This is a genomic window from Pseudomonas sp. RA_15y_Pfl2_54 (assembly GCF_963971015.1).
Classification (GTDB): Bacteria; Pseudomonadota; Gammaproteobacteria; order Pseudomonadales; family Pseudomonadaceae; genus Aquipseudomonas; species Aquipseudomonas baetica_A.
Genome location: NZ_CAXAPN010000010.1, coordinates 23,230 through 47,723, shown reverse-complemented (window position 1 = coordinate 47,723; position 24,494 = coordinate 23,230). Strand labels below are relative to the sequence as shown.

The window sequence follows — 24,494 nt, the reverse complement described above, 5'->3', positions numbered from 1 at the left end:
CCTCAGCCTGCCCTCTTTCGACGGTAGGCTTTTTTGAGGGGTGAACTCAAGCAGGCGCTTTCCAGTTCAACATTTGCTGCTGCGCGACCTGGAGCAAGTCATTGCCATCCTGCGTCAGCAGGTAAAGCGCATGGGTAATGTGTGGGATGTCCTGCACGTCGGCGTGCTTGAAGCACAGGCAATGCATGGTTTCGAGCAGGTCGGCGGCGGCGCGGATGCGCTGGACGGCGGCTTCGAGGATGTCTTTCGGGTTGGCTTGGGTGTCGATGAGCAGTGCCGGGGTTTCGGTGACGTTGCTGCTGAGGGGGAGATAGCGGTTTTGTAGCATTTTAATTATTGGCATTCTGAGTTACTCAACTGTATTAGAAGGTAACCGCCATAGCCGTGACCAAACGGTGGGAGGCGGCCGTGTACAGGCTTGGTCAACCGAGAACAGTTCAAACTCAGCTCGCCCGAAGGCGTCCTGCACACAGCCGCCACAGCAATGCACTTCACGGATCGTGAAATCCGAACGGTGCAAATGATGGCACATATGCAATGAACTTTTCTCAGGTGACCAAACCCGAACCACTGATTTTGCAGCGGCAACCGACAATAACTGTCCCGCTCCAGCCGCCGAAAGCAGACAAGGCACCAGCCTTTGTAGGAATTCGCCAAACGTTCCTGAGAAAACCGCCGCACTCCCTGACAGCCGGCGTTCAGCTCGGTTAACCATCTCTTAACGCCGTGGTCAAAAACTCTACTGAACTGCACGCCCTCAGCCGTTTTGGCTGTCGCCCAGTGCGGCAGGTTCGGGTGCATCACGCCGAACTCTAGAACCGCCACTCGGGAGTCCTTTCATGAACATTTGTCCTTTATTGCTCACTGCCGCCCTCGCCTGCACCGCGTTTGCCGGGCTGGCCCAGGCCAATGACACCTCTGCCACTTCCAAAGCCGTGCCGTATGAGTACGGCATGCCGCTGCATGTGGCCAAAGTGGTGTCGTTGACCGAGCCGCCAACGCATCTGTGCAAAGTGGTCACGGCCGATATGAAGTACATCGACAATGCCGGTAAGCCTGAGGAAATCAGCTACCGGAAATTGTCTGACGCATGCAACTTCCAGAACTGACAGAAACGTCTGATTTGCGGGTTTGCGGTAGGCGTGGGGAGTTTCGGCGGGTATGCTCGGAGCCCTCCCCACTGCCGCAAGGATTCGCCATGCAGTTGTCGTTTCGCACGTTGTCGGGCTTCACGTGTTCGTTGTGTTTTTTGCTGGCGCTGGCCTGGGGCGTTTTCCCGCAGAGCCTGCTGGCGATCTGGAGCATCGAGTACTCCGAAGGTGCCGGATTTGTCGCACGGCGCAGCGCGGTGCTGTTTGCAGCGTTGGGCGTGATGTTTTATCTGGTGCGCAAAGCGCCGGTGTCACTCGCGCGTAATGCCCTGAGCAACGGGTTTATCGTCGGTTGTTTTGGTTTGGCGGTGCTGGGTTTTGCGGAATGGCTGAACGGTCATGCCGGCCCCGGGATTTTGCTCGCGGTGCTGGTCGAGTTCGCGCTGGGCCTTGGTTTTTTGCAGGCCCGGCGCGTGACGGTCGAACTGGGTGAAACAGTGCGTTAAACGGCTTTTGATCGAGGACTGTAATGATGTGGCGTCGCTTGTTGCGCCAGATCCGAGCGCAATCCGGCAATGAGGTCGTTGATTGCGCGAGCGCCATTGAGGTGGCTGGCATCGATGCCGCTGACGAGCAGGTCGACCTGATCGGTCTGGTGATCGCCGAAGACCTTGACGGTCATCGACAACTCCGGCGACAGCGTGCATTGGCAACGTTTCGGCAGAAAACTGCTTTCAATGATATTGCGTAGTTCCAAGGCAGACAGAAACATGGTGAAACTCTCCTTAATAATGAAACCGCCAATCAACGCTTCACGCTGACCGTTTTTACTGCCCCTGCACGGGTGGATCCCCGCTATTTCCCTGGGCGCGGCAAACGGTTGTACGGCGAAATGCCTCTTGGAGTGTAGGCGCCCGAAGCCGGTGCGCCGCACCAAACAGAGGCATAAAACGTGCCTTTCATCGGATCGTTTTGCCCCTATATAAATCAAGCACTTGGCGAAGAGGCCAGTATTTGGCCAGTTGCAAAATGCAAGAAAAGGCCTGCCAGGCCCTGCAAATTGCAACTCGGCGTCGGTTTGCATTCGACGCGCGTGAGGGTAAGAATGCCGCTCAACCACACTACACCCGCAAGGAGGCTCCCATGGTTTCTTTCCGCGCCTGCGCGACCACCGGCCTGATCATCGCCAGTCTGTCCACGTTTGTTCACGCCGCCAAACTGGAAGATGTGGCGCCGTATCCCAAGGCAGAAACCGGCTTCACCCGCCAGGTCATTCATCTGCCCAAGCAGGATCAGGAAGAGAACTTTCAGGTCGAAATCCTCGCGGGTAAAACCCTTGAAGTGGACTGCAATCGCCAACACCTGGGCGGGGTGCTTGCCGAGAAAAACCTCGAAGGCTGGGGCTACCCGTTCTATCGACTGGAAAAGGTCAGCGGTCCGATGAGCACGATGATGGCCTGCCCTGCCGGGATCCCGAAGAAACGCGCGTTCGTGCCCGTCGTCGGTGACGGCTTCCTGCTGCGTTACAACAGTAAACTGCCGGTCGTGGTTTATGCGCCCTCGGACGTCGAAGTGCGCTATCGCATCTGGTCGGCTTCGGACAAAGTCGGCACTGCCATTCAGGAATGACCTGAGCAAGGAGCGACATCTGTGATTACCTGCCACGTCAGATACGTGATCGACCCTTACCAATTGACGGAGTTCGAGGCCTACGCCAAGGCTTGGCTCGGCATTGTCGAGCGACTGGGCGGCACCCATCACGGTTACTTCCTGCCGTCAGAGGGTGCGAGCAATATCGCTTACTGCCTGTTCAGTTTTCCGTCGCTGGCGGATTACGAAAGCTACCGGCATATCACCCTGACTGATCCGCAAAGCAGCGCGCTGGTGCAATCACTGCTCGAGAAGAAGTTCATCGTCAGCTACGAGCGCAGCTTTCTGCGCCCCTTGCTGGCTTGAGCGCTTACGCCGGAACGCCGCATGCAGCGGCGCGCTCGGCGACGTGGCGCAGGCTGTCGAAGTTGATGTTGGCACCCGAGTCGATCGCCACGAAGGTCTGATCCCGCACACCGCTTCGCGCCACGTACTGTTTGATCCCGGCCACCGCCAATGCACCGGAAGGTTCGGTGATCGAGCGGGTATCGTCGTAGATATTCTTGATTGCCGCACAGAGGTCGTCGTTGCTGACCGTGAGCACCTCATCCACGCAAAAGCGGCACACCTCAAACCCATACTCACCGATCTGCGCCACGGCCACACCGTCGGCGAAAGTACCGACATTGGGCAATACAACCCGCTCTCCGGCGTGCATGGCCGCTTTCAGGCACGCTGAATGTTCGGACTCGACGCCAATAATGCGCACTTGCGGGCGCAGGTATTTGACGTAGGCGGCGATCCCGGCGATCAAACCACCACCGCCTACCGGGATGAAGATCGCGTCCAGCGCGCCTTGATGCTGACGGAGAATTTCCATCGCTACGGTGCCTTGCCCGGCAATCACCTCCGGATCGTCGAAGGGCGAAACAAAGGTACGCCCGGTCTGCTCGGCCAATTGCAGCGCATGGGCCAGGGCAAACGGGAAGCTTTCGCCATGCAGCAGCGCTTCGGCGCCGCGACTTCGCACACCCAGCACTTTCAACTCCGGCGTTGTCGACGGCATGACGATGATTGCAGCGATCCCTAACTCCCGCGCCGCCAGCGCCACACCTTGGGCATGATTGCCGGCCGATGCGGTGATCACCCCGCGCGCCTTTTGTTCGTCGCTTAGCTGCACCAGTTTGTTGTAGGCGCCGCGGATCTTGAAGGAGAACGTCGGTTGCAGGTCTTCACGCTTGAGCAGGATGCGGTTGCCCAGTGCTTCAGACAACGCCGGCGCGGCCTGCAACGGCGTGCGTATGGCAATGTCGTAGACCGGCGCGGCAAGGATCTTTTTCACGTATTGCTCAAGCAAGGCTTGCTGGTCGGGGCTGTGCGGCATGGTCGTCTCCTGACGTTTTGATCAGAACCCCGGAGACAGAAAGTAAAAACCCGCCTCTAGGGCGGGTTGGGTGCTGCAGTCGTGAGCTAACCCGCCAAATGAGGAATGGCGGTAATAATGCTTGGCTGGCAGCGCAATACGATGGAAATCATGGCCTGAAAATTAGCCCGGACGTTGCTCACAAGTCAATGGTCAATTCTGCGTGGCAACGCTAGGCTGTCGATTGCACTCATCACTTCAAGGAACGAACGCATGATGTCTATCGCCCTGCCTCTCACCGCTTTGCTCGCGTTTACCGGTTATACGGTTTCGGTGATGCTTCAGGCTGAACAGTCGTTGATCGACTTCGGGATCAGCCTGATGTCGCGCCCCGATACCGCGCAGGTGGTGATTGATTTGTACCTGCTGGCGACGCTGGCCGGCGTCTGGATGGTCAAGGATGCCAAGGCGCGTGGGCAGTCAGGTTGGTCGGTGGTGCCTTACTTGCTGTTGACGGCGGTTTTCGTGTCCGTTGGGCCTTTATTGTATTTGGTGGTTCGTGGGGTTCGGGAGCGGAAGAAAATTGACGAGGCGGCTCAACTGAGCTGAACCGGATTTGGTGTTGATGCTCAATCAGCGTTCGCGGGCAATTCCCAAAGGTTTCAGTGTCAATTGCGGTGTTATGCCCATCAAGGCCCGCCGTCGCGGTCAGCCATTCACTGACTTGCCGCTTGCGGCGCAGTGATGCGCCCTGATCTTTCCTGGCAACTCTCCTGCGCCAAAGCTTCGGATCAACGGCAGATGCCCATAAGCATAGCGCCCGAATTCAGGCCTGCCTTGAACAGTCACTGACAAAGCAATGAATAAAATTTCGCTCTGTGGTGTTCAAAGTCAGACACAACCCTCTGTGGAGCCTTGCCCATGACTATCCGTTCCGTTATGTTCGCCGCCCCGTTGCTGCTGGCCGCAGCCCTGTCCAGCCATTTGGCGTTTGCCAATGGCGATGAGGGCGAGCCGGTCAAGAAGCCCGAATGCCCCAAAGGCCAGGTCCGGGACAGCAAAACGCAGAAGTGTGTGTTGCAAACCAGCAGCCTGTTGCCCGACGCCGATCGTACCGATTACGCCTATCGTCTCGCCAAGGACGGTCGCTACGAGGAAGCACTGGCGCTGCTCGACACCCTGCAACAACCGAACACCGCCAAGGCTCTGAACTATCGCGGTTACGCCACACGCAAACTGGGCCGTACCGATGAAGGTATTGGCTATTACCTGCAATCGGTGAAACTCGATCCGCACTACGCGCAAGTGCGCGAATACCTCGGCGAGGCCTATGTGATCAAAGGTCGCGTCGATCTGGCGCAGGAACAGTTGCAGCAGATCAAATCGATTTGCGGCACGTCTTGCGAGGAGTACCAGGACTTGGCTGAAGCCATCAACGATTCATCGAAAACCTGAGCATCAACTAGCGGAGGCGATCATCGTCAGCGATCAGGCATTCAGAACAGAACTCGGGCAGCACCTGGCGCGATTGTGGCGTTACGGTTTGTTGCTGTCGCGCAATCGGCATGTGGCCGAGGATCTCGTGCAGGCCACATGCGTGCGGGCGCTTGAGCGTTCTGCGCAGTACGTGACCGGCACGCGGATGGATCGCTGGCTGCTGAGCATTCTGCATTCGATCTGGCTTAACGACGTGCGCGCCCGACGTGTGCGTCAGGGTTCGGGTCAGGTCGATGCCGATGGGCGATTGGCGTTCGATGGCGAGTACGCAGCGCAGACTCACGTCATGGCGGCGCAGGTGATCCGCCGGGTCGATGCGTTGCCGGAAACCCAGCGCGAGACGGTGTATCTGGCCTACGTCGAAGGCCTGTCGTATCGCGAAGTCGCCGAGATTCTACAAGTGCCAATCGGCACGGTGATGAGCCGCCTGGCGACCGCACGCCTGAAACTCGCCGAATACCCGCCGTTGCAATCAGTGCCGAAAACCACCGAAGGAGACCGCTCGTGAACACACCTTCGGATGAGCAACTGGTGGCGTATCTGGACGATGAACTCGACCCGGATTATCGCCGCCAACTGGACCACGCCATCGCCGACGATCCGTTGCTCAACCTGCGCGTGCAGTGGCTGAGCCGCAGCAGCCTGCCGTTCAGGAATGCTTACGATGAACTGGCGCAACAGGCGCCACTGGATCGACTGCAAGCGCGGCTCGACGCCATTGCTTCGCCGCAAAAGCCAGGGCTGAGCCGACGCTGGTTTACCGGCGCGGCAGCCGCTGCACTGGTCGCCGGTGGCGTGCTGGCGGATCGTTTGTTTCTCGGCTGGCAGACGCAGCAAGCGCATAACTGGCGCGGTGTGGTCGGCGACTATATGGCGCTTTACGTGGTGCAGACGCTGGAGCACTTACCCACTGATGAGGCCTCACAACGCGCGCAGTTGCGCAGTATTGATGCAAGGCTTGGTCTGAGCCTTTCGCCAGCCGCGTTGAAACTGCCCGGCGCTGAACTCAAACGCGCACAAATGCTTGAGTACGACGGTGTACCGATTGCGCAGATCGTTTATCTGGATGCGGAACATGGGACGCTGGCGCTGTGTGCCACGCGTTCGAACAGCGGCGCCCGGCCGCTGGCACATGAACGTCGACATGAGATGAACGTGGTGTTTTGGACCGAGCAGGAACATGCGTGGATGCTGATCGGCCGCGAAAGTAGCGCAGGACTGGAAGACAAAGCGAATTTGTTGAGAAGTCGTTTAGCGGTATGAGAAAAACCGCTTCTATGCTGGAAAGTCATCTTCCAAGGAGTATTTAACCGATGCCGATTTCGTCTCGCACTGCGTTACTGGTGATCGACGTTCAAAACGACTTCATCCCCGGCGGTCACTTGCCGGTGCCTGAAGGCGGCCGGATTGTACCGCTGATCAATCGCATTGCCGGCAGTTTCAAACAGGTCGTCATTGCCCAGGACTGGCACCCGAAGGGTCATGTCTCGTTCGCCTCCAGCCATCCTGGCCATCAACCCTTCGAGGTCATTGAACTGCCTTACGGTGAGCAGACACTGTGGCCCGACCATTGTGTGCAAGCCACACCCGGTGCCGACTTCCACCCGGAACTGGACCTGCCCCACGCCCAATTGATCATCCGCAAGGGCTGCAATCCGGACATCGACAGTTATTCAGCGTTTCTCGAGGCAGACCGGCGCACCACCACGGGTTTGTCCGGTTATCTGAAAGAGCGCGGTATCGATACGGTGTACATGGTGGGCCTGGCGCTGGATTTTTGCGTGATGTTCTCGGCACTGGATGCGCGGGCGGCGGGGTTCAATACTTTTGTGGTGCTGGATGCCTGCCGGGCGATTGATCTGGATGGATCACTGGCGTCGGCGATGGATCGCATGAAAGGCGCCGGCGTCGGGTTGATTCAATCGACCGACCTGTTATGAACGGTAGGAGCTGCAGCACGCAGCGCCTACAGGCATTCGATGATCAGGCGTTGGTGGGTAGCCACAGGCGGAATCGCGCCCCACCCAACGGCGAAGTCTGGACGGTCAATGTGCCGCCCTGCGCTTCCAGTGCGCGGCGACTGATCGCCAGCCCAAGGCCGAAGCCACCTGTGGCCCGATCTCGGCTGCGATCGAGCCGATAGAACGGTTCGAAAACCCGCTCACGCTCATCGTCGGGAATACCGATGCCGTCGTCATCCACCCAGATCTCACAACCGGCAGCGCTAACCTGCACGCCGATCTGAATACGCTTTTCGCAATAACGCATGGCGTTGCGCAGCAGATTCTGAATGGCCCTTGCGGTCAATCGAGGATCGAGCGAAAAACGCTCCAACTGGCCGTGCAGCAACACATCGATGACGATATCCGGCGACTCCAGTTCTTCGTCGACGCTGCCCAAAATGCTGTCGATGAACTCATCCAGCGATACCTCGACCTGCTCGGGCAACTGCGCCGGGTTTTGCAGCCGACTGTAAGACAGCAACTCCAACACCAGCTCGTCCAGCTCACGAATGTGCGCAACCAATCCCTGCAAACGCTCGCGGCTCGTGGCTGGCAATTCGTCGGACAGCGCCAGCGCCAGGCCGAAATCCAGGCGCGTCAACGGCGTGCGTAATTCGTGGGAGACCGCATTGAGCAAATCGCGCTGCTGGTTGAGCAGGTTCTCGATGTCGCCGGCCATGGTGTCGAACACATTGGCCAAGCTGCCGATGTTCGAACTCGGGGCGATTTTTGTGCGTTCACTCAAATGGCCTTTACCAAAACGCTCAGCGGTACCTTTGAGGCGCTCCAGATCACGCCAGTGAGGGCGCAACCACATCAACAGGCAGGCGAGCAACGTCGCGCCGACCAATACGTTGATGCTCCAGTACAACAGATTGACGTCCAGTGGATCCGGGGGCACGACCATTTGCACCACAGAGGTGTCGTCAAGCGGCGTGACGGCAAGCGTACGCCAGCCCCAGTCGCCGATGCGGACCACGTTCTCGCCGCGCTGCAATCGCTCTCGCTCAATGGCGGTGAAGTCGGCATCGTCGATGCGCGCCAGTACGATGTGCAGCGGCTGGAAATCTTTGTCCATGGATGCCGCCACAGCGGGCCATTGTTCCTTGGGCACCGCATGAAACTGTTTGGTGATCAGCGTTTGCAAACCACGGGAAAAATCAAGGTTATAGGTGACGAAGCGCTCCCTGAAAGCCATGACCACCAGGTCCGGCACCAGATAGATCGCTGCGCTGTACGAGACAATCGTCACCAGATAGAGACGAAACAGGATGCGAAACATCAGCTCAACATTCCCATTCAGAGCGACTGAACAAGTAACCCTTGCCCCACACGGTCTTGATCTTGCGGGCCTCACCGGCATGGTCATCGAACTTGCGTCGCAACTTGGAAATCGCCACGTCCACGGAGCGGTCAGTGCCGTTGAACTCTATGCCGCGCAGACGTTGCAGAATCTGGTCGCGGCTGAGCACTTCGCCGGCGTGTCGCGCCAGCACCACCAGCAAGTTGTACTCGCCGCTGGACAACTCGACGGGCTGCTCGCGCCAGGTCACGGTGCGTTCGGACAGGTCGATGCACAGGTTACCCATGAGGATGCGATCGTTGGCCGTCAACGGCTCGCCAAGGCTGCTGCGGCGCAATAACGTGCGCACCCGAGCCAACAGCACCCGTGGTTCACAGGGTTTGGTGACGTAATCGTCGGCGCCCATTTCCAGGCCCAGCACCTGATCGTGGCTGTCGTCGCGTGCGGTAAGCATCAGGATCGGTAGCGTCGCCGAGTCGGCGCGCAGCAAACGACAGACTTGCAAGCCGTCGAGCCCTGGCAGCATCAGATCGAGGATCACCAGATCCGGCGGATTGACCCGCGCCCGCTCGCGCACATGGTCGCCACGGCCAATGACGCTGACGGAATAACCGTTGCGCTCAAGGTAGCTGGAAATCAGTTCGGCGAGGGCGGTGTCGTCTTCGACCAGGAGGATGTTGGGCATGGGGTGTTCCAGAAAGTGCTGTGGCGACCGGGTGGGCCTCATCGCGAGTTTGCTCGCGAAAGCGGTTTATCTGTCGCAATAAATTTCAAGGCCTGAAGGATATACGCCCTCGCCCATTCCTGAGTAAAACCCTTACACAATTTCACACAGCGCCTACAAAGCTTCACCGCTACTCTCGGCAACTGCCCGTAGGATGCGGGCATCTATATTGGGGGTGGTAAATGTCGAACAAACTGCTGGCCGGTCTCGGCCTGATCGCGATAGCACTGACGCTGGGCGCCTGCGATTCTTCCTCGAACGCCGAAGAACAATCCCCGCCAGCCACCGTGCGCATCGAGACCATCGAAGCCCACCCCCTGTCGATCAGCAGCGAACTCAGCGGTCGAATCGCCGCGCCGCGTATTGCCGAGGTGCGCGCCCGGGTCGCCGGCGTGGTACTGCAACGCACCTACCGCGAAGGCAGCGACGTGAAAAAGGGCGACGTGCTGTTCCGCATCGATCCGGCACCGTTCAAGGCGGATCTGGACAGCGCTCAAGCCTCATTGCGCAAAGCGGAAGCCAATGCATTCCAGGCCAAACTGCAGGAGCAGCGCTACGCCCAGTTGATCGACGACAACGCCATCAGCGCTCAGGACTACGACAACGCCCGCGCCAACACCCGGCAAACGGCCGCCGATGTCGCCGCCAACAAGGCCGCGGTGGAGCGCGCGAAGCTGAACCTCGGCTACGCCACCGTCACCGCGCCGATTTCCGGACGTATCGGCCGCGCGCTGGTCACCGAAGGCGCGCTGGTCGGGCAGAACGAGACCACCCCCTTGGCGCTGATCCAGCAACTCAACCCGATCTACGCCGACCTCACCCAGTCGACCCGCGAGCTCAATGAATTGCGCCGCGCGTTCCGCTCCGGGCAATTACAGGAAGTCGGTCAGGACGAGGTCAAGGCCACGCTGATTCAGGATGACGGCAGTCTGTATCCATTGCCGGGGAAACTCTTGTTCAGCGACATCACCGTTGATCCGGGCACCGGCCAGATCATCCTGCGCAGCGAATTCCCCAATCCCGACCTCGACCTGCTGCCTGGCAGCTTCATTCGCGTGCGTCTGGAACAGGCAACCATCGCGAACGGCATCACCGTACCGCAACGCGCCGTGCAGCGTGACAGCGCCGGCATTGCTCAGGTGCTGACCGTCGATGAGCAGATGCGCGTCGCTGAGCAACCAGTGCAACTGGGCGCGGTGCAGAACAATCGCTGGATCGTCACCGGCGGCCTCAAGCCCGGCGACCGCATCGTCATCGAAGGCCTGCAACACGCCCGCCCCGGCGAGAAAGTACAGATCGACGACACCCCTCTTCCACTTGCCCAGACCTCTGGTCAGTAAGCAGGACGCTTCTATATGCCGCAGTTCTTTATCGATCGCCCGGTGTTTGCCTGGGTGGTTGCACTGTTCATCCTGTTGGCCGGCGCACTGGCCATCCCGCAGTTGCCGGTGGCGCAGTACCCCGATGTCGCGCCGCCACAAATCGAAATCTATGCCGTGTACCCCGGCGCGTCAGCGCAAACCGTCGATGAAAGCGTGGTCAGCCTGATCGAGGAAGAACTCAACGGCGCCGACCACCTGCTTTACTTTGAATCGCAAAGCAGCCTCGGTAGCGCGACGATCAAGGCCACGTTCCAACCGGGAACCAACCCGGAACTGGCGCAGGTCGACGTGCAAAACCGCCTCAAAGTCGTCGAATCGCGTCTGCCGCAAGCGGTGACTCAGCAGGGTTTGCAGGTGGAGAAAGTGTCCTCCGGCTTCCTGTTGCTGATCAGCCTGACGTCCAGCGACGGCAAGCTCGATGACGTGGCGCTCAGTGATTATCTGGCGCGCAACGTGATGAACGAGATCAAGCGCCTGGACGGCGTCGGCAAGGCTCAGCTGTATGGTGCCGAGCGGGCCATGCGTATCTGGATCGATCCGCAGAAACTCATCGGTTTCAATCTGACCCCGGCCGACGTCAACGCTGCCATCGTTGCGCAGAACGCCCAGGTGTCGGCAGGCAGCATCGGCGATCTGCCGAACCCTTCCAGCCAGGAAATCACCGCAACGATTCTGGTCAAAGGTCAGTTGTCGACGCCTGAAGAATTCGCCGACATCGTGCTCAAGGCCAACCCCGACGGCTCCACCGTGCGCATCGCTGACGTCGCGCGGGTCGAGATCGGCAGTCAGGAATACCAGTTCGGTACGCGTCTCAACGGCAAGCCGTCCACGGCGGTGGGTGTGCAGTTGTCGCCGGGGGCCAACGCGCTGAGCACCGCGACCCTGGTGCGGGCGAAGATGGATGAGCTGTCGCGCTACTTCCCGGCCGGTGTGGAATACAAGATTCCGTACGACACCTCGCCGTTCGTCAAAGTCTCGATCACCAAAGTGATTTACACCTTGGGCGAAGCGATGCTGTTGGTGTTTGCGGTGATGTTCCTGTTCCTGCAGAACGTACGCTACACGTTGATCCCGACGCTGGTGGTGCCCGTGGCGCTGATGGGCACGTTCGCGACCATGCTCGCGCTGGGCTTCTCGATCAACGTGCTGACAATGTTCGGCATGGTCTTGGCCATCGGTATTCTGGTGGACGACGCCATCGTCGTGGTGGAGAACGTCGAGCGGATCATGGCCACCGAAGGCCTGTCGCCCAAGGAAGCCACACGCAAGGCGATGACGCAGATCACCGGCGCGATCATCGGCATCACGCTGGTGCTGGTCGCGGTGTTTATTCCGATGGCGTTCATGCAAGGCTCGGTCGGGGTGATTTACCAGCAGTTCTCGCTGTCGATGGCGACGTCGATTCTGTTCTCGGCGTTCCTCGCCCTGACCCTGACGCCGGCATTGTGCGCGACGCTGCTCAAGCCGATTGCCAAGGGTGAGCATCACGAGAAGTCCGGGTTTTTCGGCTGGTTCAACCGCCGCTTCGAGCGCCTGACTGATCGCTATCAGGGCTGGGTCGGCTATGCGTTGAAACGCAGCGGCCGTTACCTGCTGATCTACGCTGTGCTGCTGGTTGGACTGGGCCTGTGCTTTGCGCGTCTGCCCTCCTCGTTCCTGCCGGTGGAAGATCAGGGCTACACCATCACGGATATTCAACTGCCGCCCGGTGCGACCAAGAATCGTACGGTGGCCGTGGCTGAACAGCTTGAGGCACATAACGCCGGCGAGCCAGGGATCAGTGACACGGTGGTGATTCTCGGTTTCAGCTTCTCCGGTAGCGGCCAGAACGCAGCCTTGGCGTTCTCGACGCTGAAGGACTGGTCGCAGCGCAGCAGTGATGATGCCGCCAGCTCGATTGCCGATCGCGCCAATATCGCACTGACTGAAATCAAGGACGCCATGGCGTTCTCGGTGCTGCCACCGCCCGTGGATGGCCTCGGCACGTCCAGCGGTTTCGAGTTCCGTTTGCAGGATCGCGGCGGCCTCGGCCATGCGACCTTGATGCAAGCGCGCACCGAACTGCTCGCCGCCGCCGAGAAAAGCCCGGTACTGATGAACGTGCGAGAAAGCGCGCTGGCCGAAGCGCCGCAGGTGCAGTTGGTGGTCGACCGCAAGCAGGCCAATGCCCTTGGCGTATCGTTCGCCGATATCGGCAACGTGCTGTCGACTGCCGTCGGCTCCAGCTACATCAACGATTTCCCCAATCAGGGGCGCATGCAGCGTGTTGTCGTGCAAGCCGAAGGCGATCAACGCAGCCAGGTGGCCGATCTGCTGAAAATGCACGTACGCAACAACACCGGACACATGGTGCCGCTGTCAGCGTTCGTGCAGGCCAACTGGATTCAAGGCCCGGCGCAGTTGACTCGTTACAACGGCTATCCGGCGATTGCGATTTCCGGCGAACCGTCGCCGGGACACAGCACCGGTGAGGCCATGGCGGAGATTGAACGTCTGGTGGCGCAGGGGCCGAAAGGTCTGGGTCAGGAATGGACCGGGTTGTCGTTGCAGGAACGCTTGTCCGGCAATCAGGCGCCGATTCTGCTCGGTCTGTCGCTGCTGGTAGTGTTCCTGTGCCTGGCGGCGCTGTACGAGAGCTGGTCGATTCCGACTTCGGTGTTGCTGGTGGTGCCGCTGGGCGTGCTCGGCGCGGTGCTGGCGGTGACCTTGCGCGGCATGCCCAATGATGTGTTCTTCAAGGTTGGTCTGATTACCATCATCGGTCTGTCGGCGAAGAACGCGATCCTGATCATCGAATTTGCCAAGAGCTTGTACGACGAAGGTCACGATCTGATTGATGCGACGTTGCAGGCTGCTCGCTTGCGCTTGCGGCCGATCGTGATGACTTCGCTGGCATTCATTCTCGGCGTGGTGCCGCTCGCGATTGCCACTGGCGCAAGCTCGGCGAGCCAACAGGCGATCGGTACTGGTGTGATCGGTGGGATGATCACCGCCACGCTCGCAGTAATTTTCGTACCTGTCTTCTTCGTCGTCGTCATGAAGCTCGTACAACGATTCACCAAACCCCACTGATAGCAGGCTCGCGCCCATAGGAATTTTGCAAACATCCAACGTTGTGGTCACAACTGTCATCGCTGGGCTAAGGTGTCTGAACCACCCTGGCCCATCGAGTCCTCATGCGCTTCCTCGCCCGCACCCACCCTCGCCTGTCCGCCGCCGCCCTCCTCGGCCTCGCCAGCGGTTTGCTGGTCCCCGCCGATTCCATCGTCAGCAAAATCCTCATCGGCTGGAACGCCGGTGTCTGGACTTACCTGATCCTGATGTTCTGGCTGACCGTGCGCGCCAAGGCCCCGGACGTCAAACGCATTGCTGAAGTCGAAGACGAAAATGCCGGGCTGGTACTGTTTGTGGTGTGCATCGCCGCGCTGGCCAGTCTGGCGACCATCACCTTCGAACTGGCGGGCAGCAAGGATCTGGAAACCACGCGCAAACTCATGCATTACGGTTTTACCGCGCTGACGGTGATCGGTTCATGGCTGCTGATCGGGGTGATTTTCTGCGTGCACTACGCGAGGTTGTTTTACACCTGGGATGGAAAGGAGCCGGCACTGCGATTCTCCGAAGGACTTACTACCCCCAATTATTGGGACTTTCTGTACTTCTCGTTCACCATCGGGGTGGCTGTGCAAACGTCGGATGTGGGTGTTGCGACGCGGGAAATTCGAAAAATCGTGCTGGCGCAGTCGTTGATCGGTTTTGTGTTCAATACGGCGATCCTCGGGTTCTCGATCAACATTGCAGCAGGGTTGTTCGGCTGAAAAACACGGCAGGTTCCTGCCGTTCAAAGATCACAAAAAAGCACGCCTGTAAACTGTCAACACTGACAGTTTACAGGCGTGCTGTATTCAGGCTTCCATACAACATCCAGAAGTAGGACGGGTCAGTCTTTGGATGTCCCCCACCATATCGTATGGAGATAAAACTCATGAGCTATGCAGCCCGTGCCTACGCGACAATCTTTCCGGCTTCAGCGCATACCTATTTGTCAGCCACGATCAACGGCGATGCCAATCCACGCTATAGGTTTGTAAAAGTCCCTCAATTCATGGAGTTTCGATCTACCTCTGCGCCTACCTTCGGGCCGAAGCCCTACCCGGAAGGCACGCGTTACGTCCTGAGCGCTGGATACACGGTGAATGGTGTGACGCGAACGATTGATTTTGTGTTCCCTTCCAAACCCCAATCAATGAAATATGACCTGTCCGAAGATAGCGATGATGTCAGAAGCACCTACTATTCCAATCCCGCGACGGGTGATCTGCACATCTCTGTGAGCGGGAGCCTGACAGTGAGATATGACGACATTGAAAAAACACTGAGTGGCACCTGGTCCGGCGCCTTTGACCATGGTGGAGAGAACGGCAACGAAGAATTCCCGATCACAGGGGAGTTTGTCGCTGTCGCCGACCTGAGCAAAAGAAAAAACGCTTAATGACTACGGAAAAAGGAAGCTGCGAAGCTTCCTTTTTTTAATGCTGATGCGATCAGAAATTGAAGCTCAACCCGACACTCGCTCCTAGCTCCTGGTCAGCTTTGCTGCCCCTGCTAGTCCCTATCTCACCATACATCTGCCATTTGTTATTGGCTGGCACCCAGTTCAGGCCAGCGGTCAGCTCAAGACTGGTGCTGGACAAATCGTTGTTGAAGTCAGTGTCATTCACGCTGACACGATTGTTGTTGACGAATTCATGACTTACCGCCGCGTGCAGCCTGGGTTGCAGTTTGCCGCCATTGTTCAGCACCACCTCGCGGCCAACTGTCATTCCGACCTTGCCGAGCAATGAGCGGGTCTCGTTGCTGTCTACCTGCAGTCCATTGTCCAACTTGTAGTCTTTGCCTTTCACAGTCGCGACACCAAACTGAGCAGAGGGCTCGATGAAGTAACCTCGGTTCAAGACGATATGCTTACCCACTTCGACGGTTCCACTGATGCCGATATTATCGAAGTCTCCCTTTGTTCGAGTGTCATCGCTCAAGGTGACTTTGACGTCATTACTAAAACGGTTGATTTTGCCAACGGTATCCACGTAGTACCCGGTCATTTCGTCATACCACGACAGATACATCCCGCCATAGGTGCTGTCGATCGTGCCGGCGCTGCCACGGGCAAGGTTAAGTCGAGTGGTGCTGTATCCACCAAAAACTCCGATCAACCATTGGCCATCACCTATCGGTAGTGGCGTATCCACCCCCAACGAGACGCCAGTCTGATTTTGTTTATAACCATCACCGTAGGCATTCTTGACGTTGTACTGATTGGCATGTGTCCGTATCCACAGGCCAGATGTCGCGTTCTGATTATTTGAGTCCAGTGCAGCAACCGATCGCGACCGGGGTTGAGTGCCGGCCATGCGACGGTCGCCGAGGCGGGTATTGAGAGTGGTCATTTCCGAATAGATAACCGTCGGTGCGGTACCGGCAATAGCCAGTGCTGTTTGTGAACCTGTGCTCGGCGTTGTCCCATCCGTTCGTAGGAAAATACCTTCGCCCTCTCGCACCAGTTTGTACGCCAAAGCACCAAGATCAACCTGACCGTTTCTCAGATCGAACTGAGCATCCCCGCCAGCGATGTTAGCCACTTGAACGGGTGCACCAGTGACAGGTTCGCTGGCGCTTGCACCGACCACCAGCTCATGACGGCCACTGGCTGACTCCGTGACATTGAGAAAGTCGGTTTCACCGGTGGACACGTCAGCATCCAAAAAAAACCGGCCATTGCCTGACAAGTTGGCAACGTCCAGGCGGACGAACTCGGCGGGCGTGCCGAGTCTCACGTTCCCGCCATGCATTTGGACATTCGATAACGAATTGTTGCCAACCAGGTTCCATTCAGCACCACGCCCGATGGACATAGTACTGACGCCGGTAACCGAACCGTGCAGGATCGAGTCGTTGTCCAGCGTCACGACGCCAGTCCCCGAGCCCTGAATGTTACCGGTGAGTATGCTTCGGGTATCGAGCGAAACAGAGGCAACGTTGAGCAAATTGCCATCAAGGCTGGCATTGTTTTGCAAGAAAACGGCGGCGGTTCCACCGTCAGCAACCTCTACATTGCCCGTCAACTGGCTGTTGTCGACCTGAAATCGCGCCGCTGCGCCATCGATGACTTCGAGGATATTGCCGTTGCCGCCGATCAGGTTCGAACGGTTGGCTATTTCGATCAATACCGGTTGATCGTCCGGCGTCGCAAAATCGACTTTGATCGCTGCGCCGGTGCGGCCCTGCACGGTTGACCCATCAACCTTCAATACGCTCTGTGCGGTGACATCGCTCGGGTTCAAAACGGTGTCCTCGCCGAAGATGATCCCGTTCAGTTCTCCGATGACCCGGCTGTCTGCACTGATGTTGGCGTTGCCGCCATAAAGCTCGAGGCCAACACCACCTGCGTCGGTCCCTTCAACCCGGCTGTCCACCAGATTCAACGTACTGAGGGATGTCACCGCGGCACCCGAGAAACCTCCTGTCAGCGTACTGCCAGTGACGGTCGCTGTTGAGCCAACGGGTATGTTCAGGTCGCGCGCAAGCAACATAGCTCTGCCATCGCTGGACAGCGTACTGCCGGATACCACTGCCGAACTGTCGGTCAAGCTCAGCGCAGTGTCAAAATTGCTACCGGTCACCGTCGCCCCATCCAGAGTCACGAGGGCATCTGCGGAGGCTTCAATCTGTGAAGTGTTGGCGGAAATCGCGTTTAACGTCCCACCGCCGACAACGATGTTAAGCGCATCACCACCATTGAGGTTGAGCGTGGCAGTGGCAGGGATGAACCAGGCCTCTGGCGTAGCACCGACGGATACGGTTTCGACCTCGCCAGGGTTGAGATTTCGCGAAAAAGAAACCTCCGAGAACGCAACTAGCACTGCCGCGTACGAGAGCGTGCCAGTAATTTTTAAAACTGTCGGCCCCAGTCTTTTTTCAATCGTCATATTAACTTCTCATTGAGTTTAATCGGGACTGAAAAACGGCGGCTCAGATAATCAAGCCCCTTCAGTCACCCGCGGTTGAGGGGGGGCAGAGGATACCTGCAGGCCCGAACCATCTCTGTAGGAACAATCCTCTTTGTTAGTGGGTTTAATCGTCCAGAATCGAGATGCAACGTACGTTTTTAGTCGTCAACGAGGTTGCATTGCCGGAGGAGTTTCGCTCTCCCGGCAATGCAATAACACCGATTGCCGATTAAGGAGCAGGCGCAGGATCCCAACCCGGTTCCGTCTCGCAGTACTTGAGGTCACCGTTGAGCAAGTAAACCACCATTTCTTCAACTTCCGATGTAGGCACAGTCGGCGTGGAGTACCAGATTTTCACATAGCCCGCATAAAAATCGGCTGGATCAGCTGGGGTAGCAGGAGGACGAGGAAGATTGCGAATATTAGGTGTATACGGAATGTCCCAGATCATGCCATCCGTTAGTTCTGTATCGGTGATAGCACGAGTCTCACTAAACACGCTATCGGCCGGCGCATCTATCGTATAAGCTTCGTCATGCCAGCCTTGCCAATTGAATGTGATTTGCATCCCATCGGTGAAATGATCATTTGGCTGGATCTTGAAGCTCGCAACGTGTTCATCTCCCGTCAAACTTCCGCAAATGATGTACGGGTATCCGGTGCCATCGGTCGGTGGACGTTGGAATTCCGGTTTATCGAGGACGATGACTACAGTATTGACAGTTACCGTCTCTTTTTCCGACTTTTGAGTATTATTTCGAGCCGGGTTTTCATATACCCACCAAGCGTCTTTAGATCCAATACCACCCGGGCCGACAACGCTATATGGCAAATCTACCTCAATGATTGTATTGATATTCGATATAGTCATTGGCATTGAATTAACGATAATTTCGCCTTGATCCCCGAGATACATCAGAGTGACCAGATCGCCCGGCTCGGGATCGGGAAATGTCGTCCCGACTGTGACAGGCGATACATCGATGTGAGCCTTGGCTGTTTGATTGACGTCATGAGGGCCGAGCACGTTGTCCGTAACAGGGGCCTGTCCGCGGACAATAAGTTTCTTGAACTCGGGATTAACCTCAAGGGGCGGGTTCGCCGGGTCGACGGTATAAGGCGGATGCGTCGAGAAATCTGTTTTGACAGTTATCGTTCCATCGTCGATCGATAAATTGCTACGCATCAAGTCAGCTTTGACGACCACGTCCAGCTCAAAATTCGTCCCCGTCTGGTTATCAAAGTATTGTTTGCTCAGACTCGCCCAAGGAATGGTGAACTCCAGCTCCTGGAGTGCATTGAATTGGAGATCCTGGGCAGGTTGAGTGCCATACGTCAGGCTCACTCCATCGGTGTCGAGCGTATCTACCAACCGGCTGACTTTTACCTTCACACCTGTACGCGCATCTTGTAAATCGATCAGACCATCTTCGTTTGCCGGGACGGTAATTACGCCCAATTTAGGAAGTGGCAGAAAACGTACGTTTCTGTAATACGCACCCCATGCGCTCTGGTTGCTGGCAGCGTCAGATATGATGAACCAGATGAACACCCGGCCGCTCGTTACCTTGCGCAGCTCTGCGGTCGGGATGGACAGCTTGCCATCGGTGGGCATTGGCCCTTCGAAAAAAGGCGGCACTTGCGGAGGGTTGGTACGTATACCTGCCACGTACAGGGTCAACGTGTCATCCGGCTGAGCGTTGGGGTAGGACGTATCAATTACTACCTGCAATCCCCCTGAGTTACCTGGCAGGTTCGCCCATGTGTCATCGAGATCGCCGGGGGCATTTGGAAACGTGGCTGGTGGAATTGTTTTGGCGCCAGGGATTTGCCCGGGATTTGTACCTGTTTGTGCAGGTTTAGCCTGCCAGGCACCGGTGCGGTCGATAAAAAACTGCATCACAGTGCCGACCAGCGGGTTGAGCCCCCGCTCATACAGCACGCTACGAACCCAGATCGGCGTCGGTCCGTCAGGGGTTGCATCTTCGCCCAGATATTCGGTAGGCACTGTGATCGGAATATCTACAGGGCGGCTGGCCAGGTTACCGAGTTTCACCCGTGGTAGCCGCGTGAAGTCTGTCGGCAACGGGGTGGCGGGAGGTTGGGTTCGCGTGACATCAAGGGTGATCTCATCCAAGTCGTGGGGGTTCAACCACACATTAGTCTTGACCATAAGTGTCAGCGGGCCGCCCACAGGAATCGCGGCTATCGGAATAATGTTCTTGTTTGGACCGCGCCCATCCGGTAACTCCGGGGTCGGCGCAGCCAAAATGCCCACTGGTGACCCTGACGCCGCTGTTTGAATACTTGTCATGTGCTTTCTCCATTGCGTAGAAAATGTCTTCAACCCATGCATCTTCGACAATGGCGAACGGCGCCAACTGCAGTCGTGATATCGCTGCCACTATTACGCTCTGATCAAGTCATCCAACTTGAGTCAGCGCAATATTCGGTTTCTCCCGGAATCACCCTGTCTACTTTCACCAGCCCGGGAAAAGAGCGAAATATAGCAACTCCATTTCGCAACAACTGGTAATTGACGGTCGCTGAATGCTTGTTTCGCATCGGCTCTATATGTGAGGCAAATGGTTTTATCACCAATTTTACCGGTTGCTTGCTTACAACATCAGTTACAACCTCAGTGAATTCGAACTCTGGCGTTAATGGTTCTACTAATTCTCCTGGTCCGTTTAGAGAGTTCCATGCTTGCCAATACACCATGAGAACATCTTTTGGTTCAAATAAATCATCAAAGGGGATCTCGACGCGAATCCCTTCCCAGATAAACAAGGACTCCGGATCGTCGGGATAATTTTTATGACAACCGATGTATCCCCAAAGGTCTGCGTCGGGAAAACCCGCCTCTTTCAAACGTTGCGGTGGCGCAACGATTGCGTAGGTGAGGCGTCGTTTATCCGACGTCGTAGGGTTGATCGAACGGACCGTATAAAACAACTCAAACGTCGCCACATCCGGTAGTTTCTCGGGAGCCACTGAAATACGAAATTCCACAGCGTCGTCCGCGGCCCCATATTCGCCCCAGGCGACAAAATCGGGATTACCGGCAATGAAGATCTCGACACGGTCTTTGCGCGCGCCAGAAACAGGAAAATTCAGCCAGCGGTCAATCACGCAGACGATGCCGACTTGTTTTGCGTCCGGCGGCAATGTTCCCGCCGGATCTTGGGGGTCAACTCCGTCCACTCGCGGAAGGCTCAGGAGCACAGCGGAATTCAATGTGCTGCTGGCAGTAATTGGCGCTTTGGTCGGCATGGAATTTCTCACTGGATGGTCACCTTGGCCTGAAGAAATTAAGCGCTGTTATCCAGAAACTGCCTACTGTCAGATCTGACAGGTCAAGTAACCGCCTGTCGGAAATCCGGCTTGCCATGAATGCTTTTGACGTATTTGAAGGTTGACGACCCAGGGTTTGATAGTGTCTTCTGAAACCGGTTTCAGTGGTATTTCATATTGAACCGCTACCCTCCAAAAATAAGGTCTACCGAATTGAACGTCCTTTCCGCCGCTCAGCACAGCCGCGTCACCATGCTTGATGTTGCCAGACGCGCAGGCGTGTCCAAGGCCAGCGTCTCGCGCTTCATCGGCGATGACCGCGCCCTGCTCTCCGATGCCATTGCCCTGCGCATAGAGCAGGCAATTGCCGAACTCGGCTATCGTCCCAATCAGATGGCTCGCGGTCTGAAACGCGGGCGTACGCGCCTGATCGGCATGCTGGTCGCCGATATCCGTAACCCTTATTCGATTGCCGTGATGCACGGGGTGGAAACCGCCTGCCGTGCGCACGGCTACAGCCTGGTGGTGTGCAACACCGACCGTGATGACGAGCAGGAACGCCAGCACCTGGCGCTGTTGCGCTCGTACAACATCGAAGGCCTGATCGTGAACACACTTGGCCATCACCGTGACGAGTTGCATGAGTTGCGCCGCGAGATACCGCTGGTGCTGGTGGATCGCAAGGTCGACGGTCTCGACAGCGACATGGTCGGGCTGAATAACCCGCAGGCTGTCGAGATGGCGCTTACCCATCTCGAGCAGCGCGGTTATCGGGATCTGGTGCTGGTCACTGAGCCGTATGACGGCACCAGTTCGCGGATCGAGCGGGTCAGCAGTTTTCAGGCGCAAATTGCTCAACGTTCCGATTTGACCGGGGCGGTGCTGGAAACCGGCAACGATCTGGCCACTCAGCTTCACATTTTTCTAAACACGCCAGATACCAGGCCGAAGGCGCTGTTCTGCGCCAACGGTGTGGCGGCGCTGGCGGCGACCCATGCGTTGCGGACGATCGGTTCGCGGCTGTTCGAGGATGTCGGGCTCATCGCCCTGGATGATCTGGATTGGTATCCATTGGTGGGCAGCGGGATCACTGCGCTCGCCCAACCGACCGAGGAGATTGGCGCGCGGGCGTTCGAGTGTTTGCTCAAGCGTTTGCGTGGGAATGATGAAGCGGCGCGGGTGCTGGATTTTGCGCCGGTGCTGGTTGAGCGGGGTTCGACCCTCGGGATTTTGCGGTGACTGATCTGGCCTCTTCGCGAGCAAGCCCGATCCCACAATGGGATCGCATTCCAGGGTGGCAGCGGGCTTGCTCGCGAAAGGGCCCGAAGGAACAACAGAGAAACATCTGAAAAAAAATTAAACAAAAATGAAACCGGTTTCAGAGGTACACAACAATGAATAGACCTGCTGTTTCCATCAGCCTGTCCAGCTACGGCGCCGAGCTTGTACGTCTGCGCGGGCAAGATTTTTTTATCGACGTATTGGCTGCCGCCGGAGCTGATCGCATCGAGTGGCGCGAGGAATTGCTGACCCGAGAAGTACCCGCGCAGTTGAGCGCCGCCACTCAGGCGCTGGGTTTGCAAAGCATCTATTCGTCGCCGACCGAACTGTGGCTGGCCGGCCAGTCCCATCCCAACCCGGAGTTGATTACTGCCCTGCAACACGCCGAGGCGTTCGGTTCGAAGTGGCTGAAGGTTTCACTCGGCTACTTCACCGACAACTGCGATCTGTCAGCCCTAAAGCCATTGCTCGGCAATATCGAGGTGCAGTTGCTGGTAGAGAACGACCAGACTCTGCACGGCGGGCGGATCGAGCCGTTTCAGCGGTTCTTCACTGCCATCGAAGCACACAACCTGCCGATCAAAATGACCTTCGACATCGGCAACTGGCAGTGGCAGGACCAGTCCGCCACCAACGCCGCGCGCCTGCTCGGTCGCCACGTCGGTTACGTGCATTGCAAAGCCGTGGCCCGCCGCGCCGACGGCAAACGGGTGGCAGTGCCGCCCGCCGCGAGCGATCTGCATTTGTGGGAACAACTGCTGAGGCACATGGCTCAAGGCGTTATGCGCGCGGCCGAGTATCCATTGCAGGGTGATGATCTGGTCGAGTTGACCCGCGAACACGTCACCACCCTCGCCCGTCTCGGCCAATGCCGTCTGGAGCCTGCTCATGTCTGAGATCGATATTCTGTCGTTTGGCGAAACCATGGCGATGCTGGTGGCCGAGCAATGCGGTGATCTGGCGGCGGTCGAGCACTTCCATAAACGTATTGCCGGAGCCGATAGCAACGTGGCAATCGGGCTTTCGCGGCTGGGTTTCAATGTGGCTTGGCTGAGTCGGGTCGGCAACGATTCGCTCGGACGCTTTGTGGTCGAGACCTTGATCAAGGAAGGTCTGGATTGCAGCCATGTTGATGTCGACAAGGCGCACCCCACTGGTTTCCAGTTCAAGTCCCGCACCGACGATGGCAGCGACCCGCAAGTCGAATATTTCCGTCGAGGCTCGGCGGCCAGTCATTTGTCGCCACAGTCGATTACGACCCATCTGCTGAGCGCTCGCCATCTGCATGCGACGGGCATCCCTCCAGCGCTCTCGGCCTCGGCGCGGGAGATGTCCTCTGAGTTGATGACCCGCATGCGCAACGCCGGGCGCAGCGTATCGTTCGACCCCAATCTGCGCCCGAGCCTGTGGGCCAGCGAGCGCGAGATGATCAGCCAGATCAACCGCCTCGCCGCCCTCGCCCATTGGGTACTGCCGGGGTTGAGTGAAGGTCGTTTGCTCACCGGTTTCGACGACCCGGCGGACATTGCGGCGTTTTATCTGGACCAGGGTGCTGAGGCGGTGGCGATCAAGCTTGGCCCAGAGGGTGCCTATTACCGCACGCATCTGGATCAGGGATTTGTCGCCGGGGTGCCGGTGGCCAATGTCATCGACACGGTGGGTGCCGGCGATGGCTTCGCAGTGGGGATGATCAGTGCCCTGCTTGAGCACCAGAGTTTTGCCGAGGCGGTGCAGCGCGCGAACTGGATTGGTAGTCGGGCGGTGCAGAGTCGCGGGGATATGGAAGGTTTGCCGACCCGCCAGGAGTTATCCGCTGAATTTGAAGCCGCCTTCGCGAGCAAGCCCCCTCCCACATATGAAACGCATTCCACTGCCGGAGCGGGCTTGCTCGCGAAGAGGCCCGCTTGATCAGCGTCAAAATTTGAACCTGCTGCGACAAAAACAACAAGCTCAGGAGCA

Annotated in this window: 23 protein-coding genes and 1 pseudogene; 16 read left to right on the top strand and 8 right to left on the bottom strand. The window is 57.7% G+C overall.

Annotated features, from left to right (window positions below; all coding sequences use genetic code 11):
• Positions 1 to 46 precede the first annotated feature (46 nt).
• Complete coding sequence (locus AACY50_RS09630) at positions 47 to 343, bottom strand: hypothetical protein (protein ID WP_339466505.1); 297 nt, start codon at positions 341 to 343, stop codon at positions 47 to 49.
• A gap of 496 nt (positions 344 to 839) precedes the next feature.
• Here AACY50_RS09630 and AACY50_RS09625 point away from each other — a divergent pair, with 496 nt between their 5' ends.
• Complete coding sequence (locus AACY50_RS09625; protein WP_339466506.1) at positions 840 to 1,109, top strand: DUF2790 domain-containing protein; 270 nt, start codon at positions 840 to 842, stop codon at positions 1,107 to 1,109.
• A gap of 89 nt (positions 1,110 to 1,198) precedes the next feature.
• Positions 1,199 to 1,597 (top strand): hypothetical protein, encoded by a 399-nt coding sequence (locus AACY50_RS09620; RefSeq protein WP_339466507.1) that lies wholly within the window; start codon positions 1,199 to 1,201, stop codon positions 1,595 to 1,597.
• On the opposite strand, the gene AACY50_RS09615 is transcribed toward AACY50_RS09620, so the two are convergent.
• On the bottom strand, positions 1,594 to 1,863 hold the full coding sequence (locus tag AACY50_RS09615) for a DUF1652 domain-containing protein (protein WP_339466510.1): 270 nt from the start codon (positions 1,861 to 1,863) through the stop codon (positions 1,594 to 1,596). The two genes, AACY50_RS09620 and AACY50_RS09615, sit on opposite strands and share 4 nt — an antisense overlap.
• 371 nt (positions 1,864 to 2,234) lie before the next feature.
• Here AACY50_RS09615 and eco point away from each other — a divergent pair, with 371 nt between their 5' ends.
• Both eco and AACY50_RS09605 read left to right on the top strand, forming a co-directional pair.
• Complete coding sequence (gene eco, locus AACY50_RS09610) at positions 2,235 to 2,720, top strand: serine protease inhibitor ecotin (protein ID WP_339466512.1); 486 nt, start codon at positions 2,235 to 2,237, stop codon at positions 2,718 to 2,720.
• Between the two features lie 21 nt (positions 2,721 to 2,741).
• Positions 2,742 to 3,047, top strand: coding sequence for an NIPSNAP family protein (locus tag AACY50_RS09605; RefSeq protein WP_339466513.1), 306 nt, complete (start codon positions 2,742 to 2,744; stop codon positions 3,045 to 3,047).
• A 28-nt stretch (positions 3,048 to 3,075) separates the two neighbouring features.
• Here the strand turns inward: AACY50_RS09605 and ilvA are convergent.
• Positions 3,076 to 4,065, bottom strand: a pseudogene (gene ilvA / locus AACY50_RS09600) (threonine ammonia-lyase, biosynthetic); the annotation flags it as partial.
• Between the two features lie 252 nt (positions 4,066 to 4,317).
• Between ilvA and AACY50_RS09595 the strand changes: the two are divergent.
• The 5 genes from AACY50_RS09595 (at position 4,318) to pncA (ending at position 7,481) form a co-directional block, all read left to right on the top strand.
• Positions 4,318 to 4,653 (top strand): DUF2834 domain-containing protein, encoded by a 336-nt coding sequence (locus tag AACY50_RS09595; RefSeq protein WP_339466514.1) that lies wholly within the window; start codon positions 4,318 to 4,320, stop codon positions 4,651 to 4,653.
• A gap of 312 nt (positions 4,654 to 4,965) precedes the next feature.
• The gene (locus AACY50_RS09590; RefSeq protein WP_339466515.1) at positions 4,966 to 5,499 is read left to right on the top strand and encodes a tetratricopeptide repeat protein; all 534 of its coding nucleotides are present in this window, start codon (positions 4,966 to 4,968) and stop codon (positions 5,497 to 5,499) included.
• 19 nt (positions 5,500 to 5,518) lie between these two features.
• Positions 5,519 to 6,049: an RNA polymerase sigma factor gene (locus AACY50_RS09585; protein ID WP_401161038.1), complete on the top strand. Its 531-nt coding sequence runs from the start codon at positions 5,519 to 5,521 to the stop codon at positions 6,047 to 6,049.
• Entirely contained in the window at positions 6,046 to 6,804 is a 759-nt protein-coding gene (locus AACY50_RS09580) for a transcriptional regulator (RefSeq protein ID WP_339538493.1), read from the top strand. The genes AACY50_RS09585 and AACY50_RS09580 overlap by 4 nt, the downstream gene beginning before the upstream one ends.
• A 50-nt stretch (positions 6,805 to 6,854) precedes the next feature.
• Positions 6,855 to 7,481, top strand: a complete 627-nt coding sequence (pncA, locus tag AACY50_RS09575; protein ID WP_339494544.1) for a bifunctional nicotinamidase/pyrazinamidase — start codon at positions 6,855 to 6,857, stop codon at positions 7,479 to 7,481.
• 43 nt (positions 7,482 to 7,524) lie between these two features.
• Here the strand turns inward: pncA and AACY50_RS09570 are convergent, their stop codons facing one another.
• Positions 7,525 to 8,826: an ATP-binding protein gene (locus tag AACY50_RS09570; protein ID WP_339466518.1), complete on the bottom strand. Its 1,302-nt coding sequence runs from the start codon at positions 8,824 to 8,826 to the stop codon at positions 7,525 to 7,527.
• Positions 8,827 to 8,830: 4 nt separating this feature from the next.
• Positions 8,831 to 9,532 (bottom strand): response regulator transcription factor, encoded by a 702-nt coding sequence (locus AACY50_RS09565; RefSeq protein WP_122607702.1) that lies wholly within the window; start codon positions 9,530 to 9,532, stop codon positions 8,831 to 8,833.
• 221 nt (positions 9,533 to 9,753) lie between these two features.
• Here AACY50_RS09565 and AACY50_RS09560 point away from each other — a divergent pair, with 221 nt between their 5' ends.
• From AACY50_RS09560 to AACY50_RS09545, 4 genes are all read left to right on the top strand, one after another.
• Entirely contained in the window at positions 9,754 to 10,911 is a 1,158-nt protein-coding gene (locus tag AACY50_RS09560) for an efflux RND transporter periplasmic adaptor subunit (protein ID WP_339494545.1), read from the top strand.
• A gap of 15 nt (positions 10,912 to 10,926) precedes the next feature.
• Positions 10,927 to 14,025 (top strand): efflux RND transporter permease subunit, encoded by a 3,099-nt coding sequence (locus tag AACY50_RS09555; protein WP_339538492.1) that lies wholly within the window; start codon positions 10,927 to 10,929, stop codon positions 14,023 to 14,025.
• Between the two features lie 104 nt (positions 14,026 to 14,129).
• Entirely contained in the window at positions 14,130 to 14,771 is a 642-nt protein-coding gene (locus AACY50_RS09550) for a DUF1345 domain-containing protein (RefSeq protein ID WP_339466523.1), read from the top strand.
• 167 nt (positions 14,772 to 14,938) lie between these two features.
• Positions 14,939 to 15,445: a hypothetical protein gene (locus AACY50_RS09545; protein WP_339466525.1), complete on the top strand. Its 507-nt coding sequence runs from the start codon at positions 14,939 to 14,941 to the stop codon at positions 15,443 to 15,445.
• A 52-nt stretch (positions 15,446 to 15,497) separates the two neighbouring features.
• Here the strand turns inward: AACY50_RS09545 and AACY50_RS09540 are convergent, their stop codons facing one another.
• The 3 genes from AACY50_RS09540 to AACY50_RS09530 all read right to left on the bottom strand — a co-directional run bounded on the left by AACY50_RS09540 (position 15,498) and on the right by AACY50_RS09530 (position 21,233).
• Positions 15,498 to 17,939, bottom strand: a complete 2,442-nt coding sequence (locus tag AACY50_RS09540) for an autotransporter outer membrane beta-barrel domain-containing protein (protein WP_339466526.1) — start codon at positions 17,937 to 17,939, stop codon at positions 15,498 to 15,500.
• A 250-nt stretch (positions 17,940 to 18,189) separates the two neighbouring features.
• On the bottom strand, positions 18,190 to 20,274 hold the full coding sequence (locus AACY50_RS09535; protein WP_339538491.1) for a hypothetical protein: 2,085 nt from the start codon (positions 20,272 to 20,274) through the stop codon (positions 18,190 to 18,192).
• A 104-nt stretch (positions 20,275 to 20,378) separates the two neighbouring features.
• Complete coding sequence (locus AACY50_RS09530) at positions 20,379 to 21,233, bottom strand: hypothetical protein (RefSeq protein WP_339466529.1); 855 nt, start codon at positions 21,231 to 21,233, stop codon at positions 20,379 to 20,381.
• 234 nt (positions 21,234 to 21,467) lie between these two features.
• Between AACY50_RS09530 and AACY50_RS09525 the strand changes: the two genes are divergently transcribed.
• The 3 genes from AACY50_RS09525 to AACY50_RS09515 all read left to right on the top strand — a co-directional run bounded on the left by AACY50_RS09525 (position 21,468) and on the right by AACY50_RS09515 (position 24,443).
• Entirely contained in the window at positions 21,468 to 22,493 is a 1,026-nt protein-coding gene (locus AACY50_RS09525) for a LacI family DNA-binding transcriptional regulator (protein WP_339466532.1), read from the top strand.
• A gap of 155 nt (positions 22,494 to 22,648) precedes the next feature.
• Positions 22,649 to 23,431, top strand: a complete 783-nt coding sequence (locus tag AACY50_RS09520; RefSeq protein ID WP_339538489.1) for a sugar phosphate isomerase/epimerase family protein — start codon at positions 22,649 to 22,651, stop codon at positions 23,429 to 23,431.
• The gene (locus tag AACY50_RS09515; protein ID WP_339466534.1) at positions 23,424 to 24,443 is read left to right on the top strand and encodes a sugar kinase; all 1,020 of its coding nucleotides are present in this window, start codon (positions 23,424 to 23,426) and stop codon (positions 24,441 to 24,443) included. The genes AACY50_RS09520 and AACY50_RS09515 overlap by 8 nt, the downstream gene beginning before the upstream one ends.
• The last annotated feature ends 51 nt before the right edge of the window (positions 24,444 to 24,494 follow it).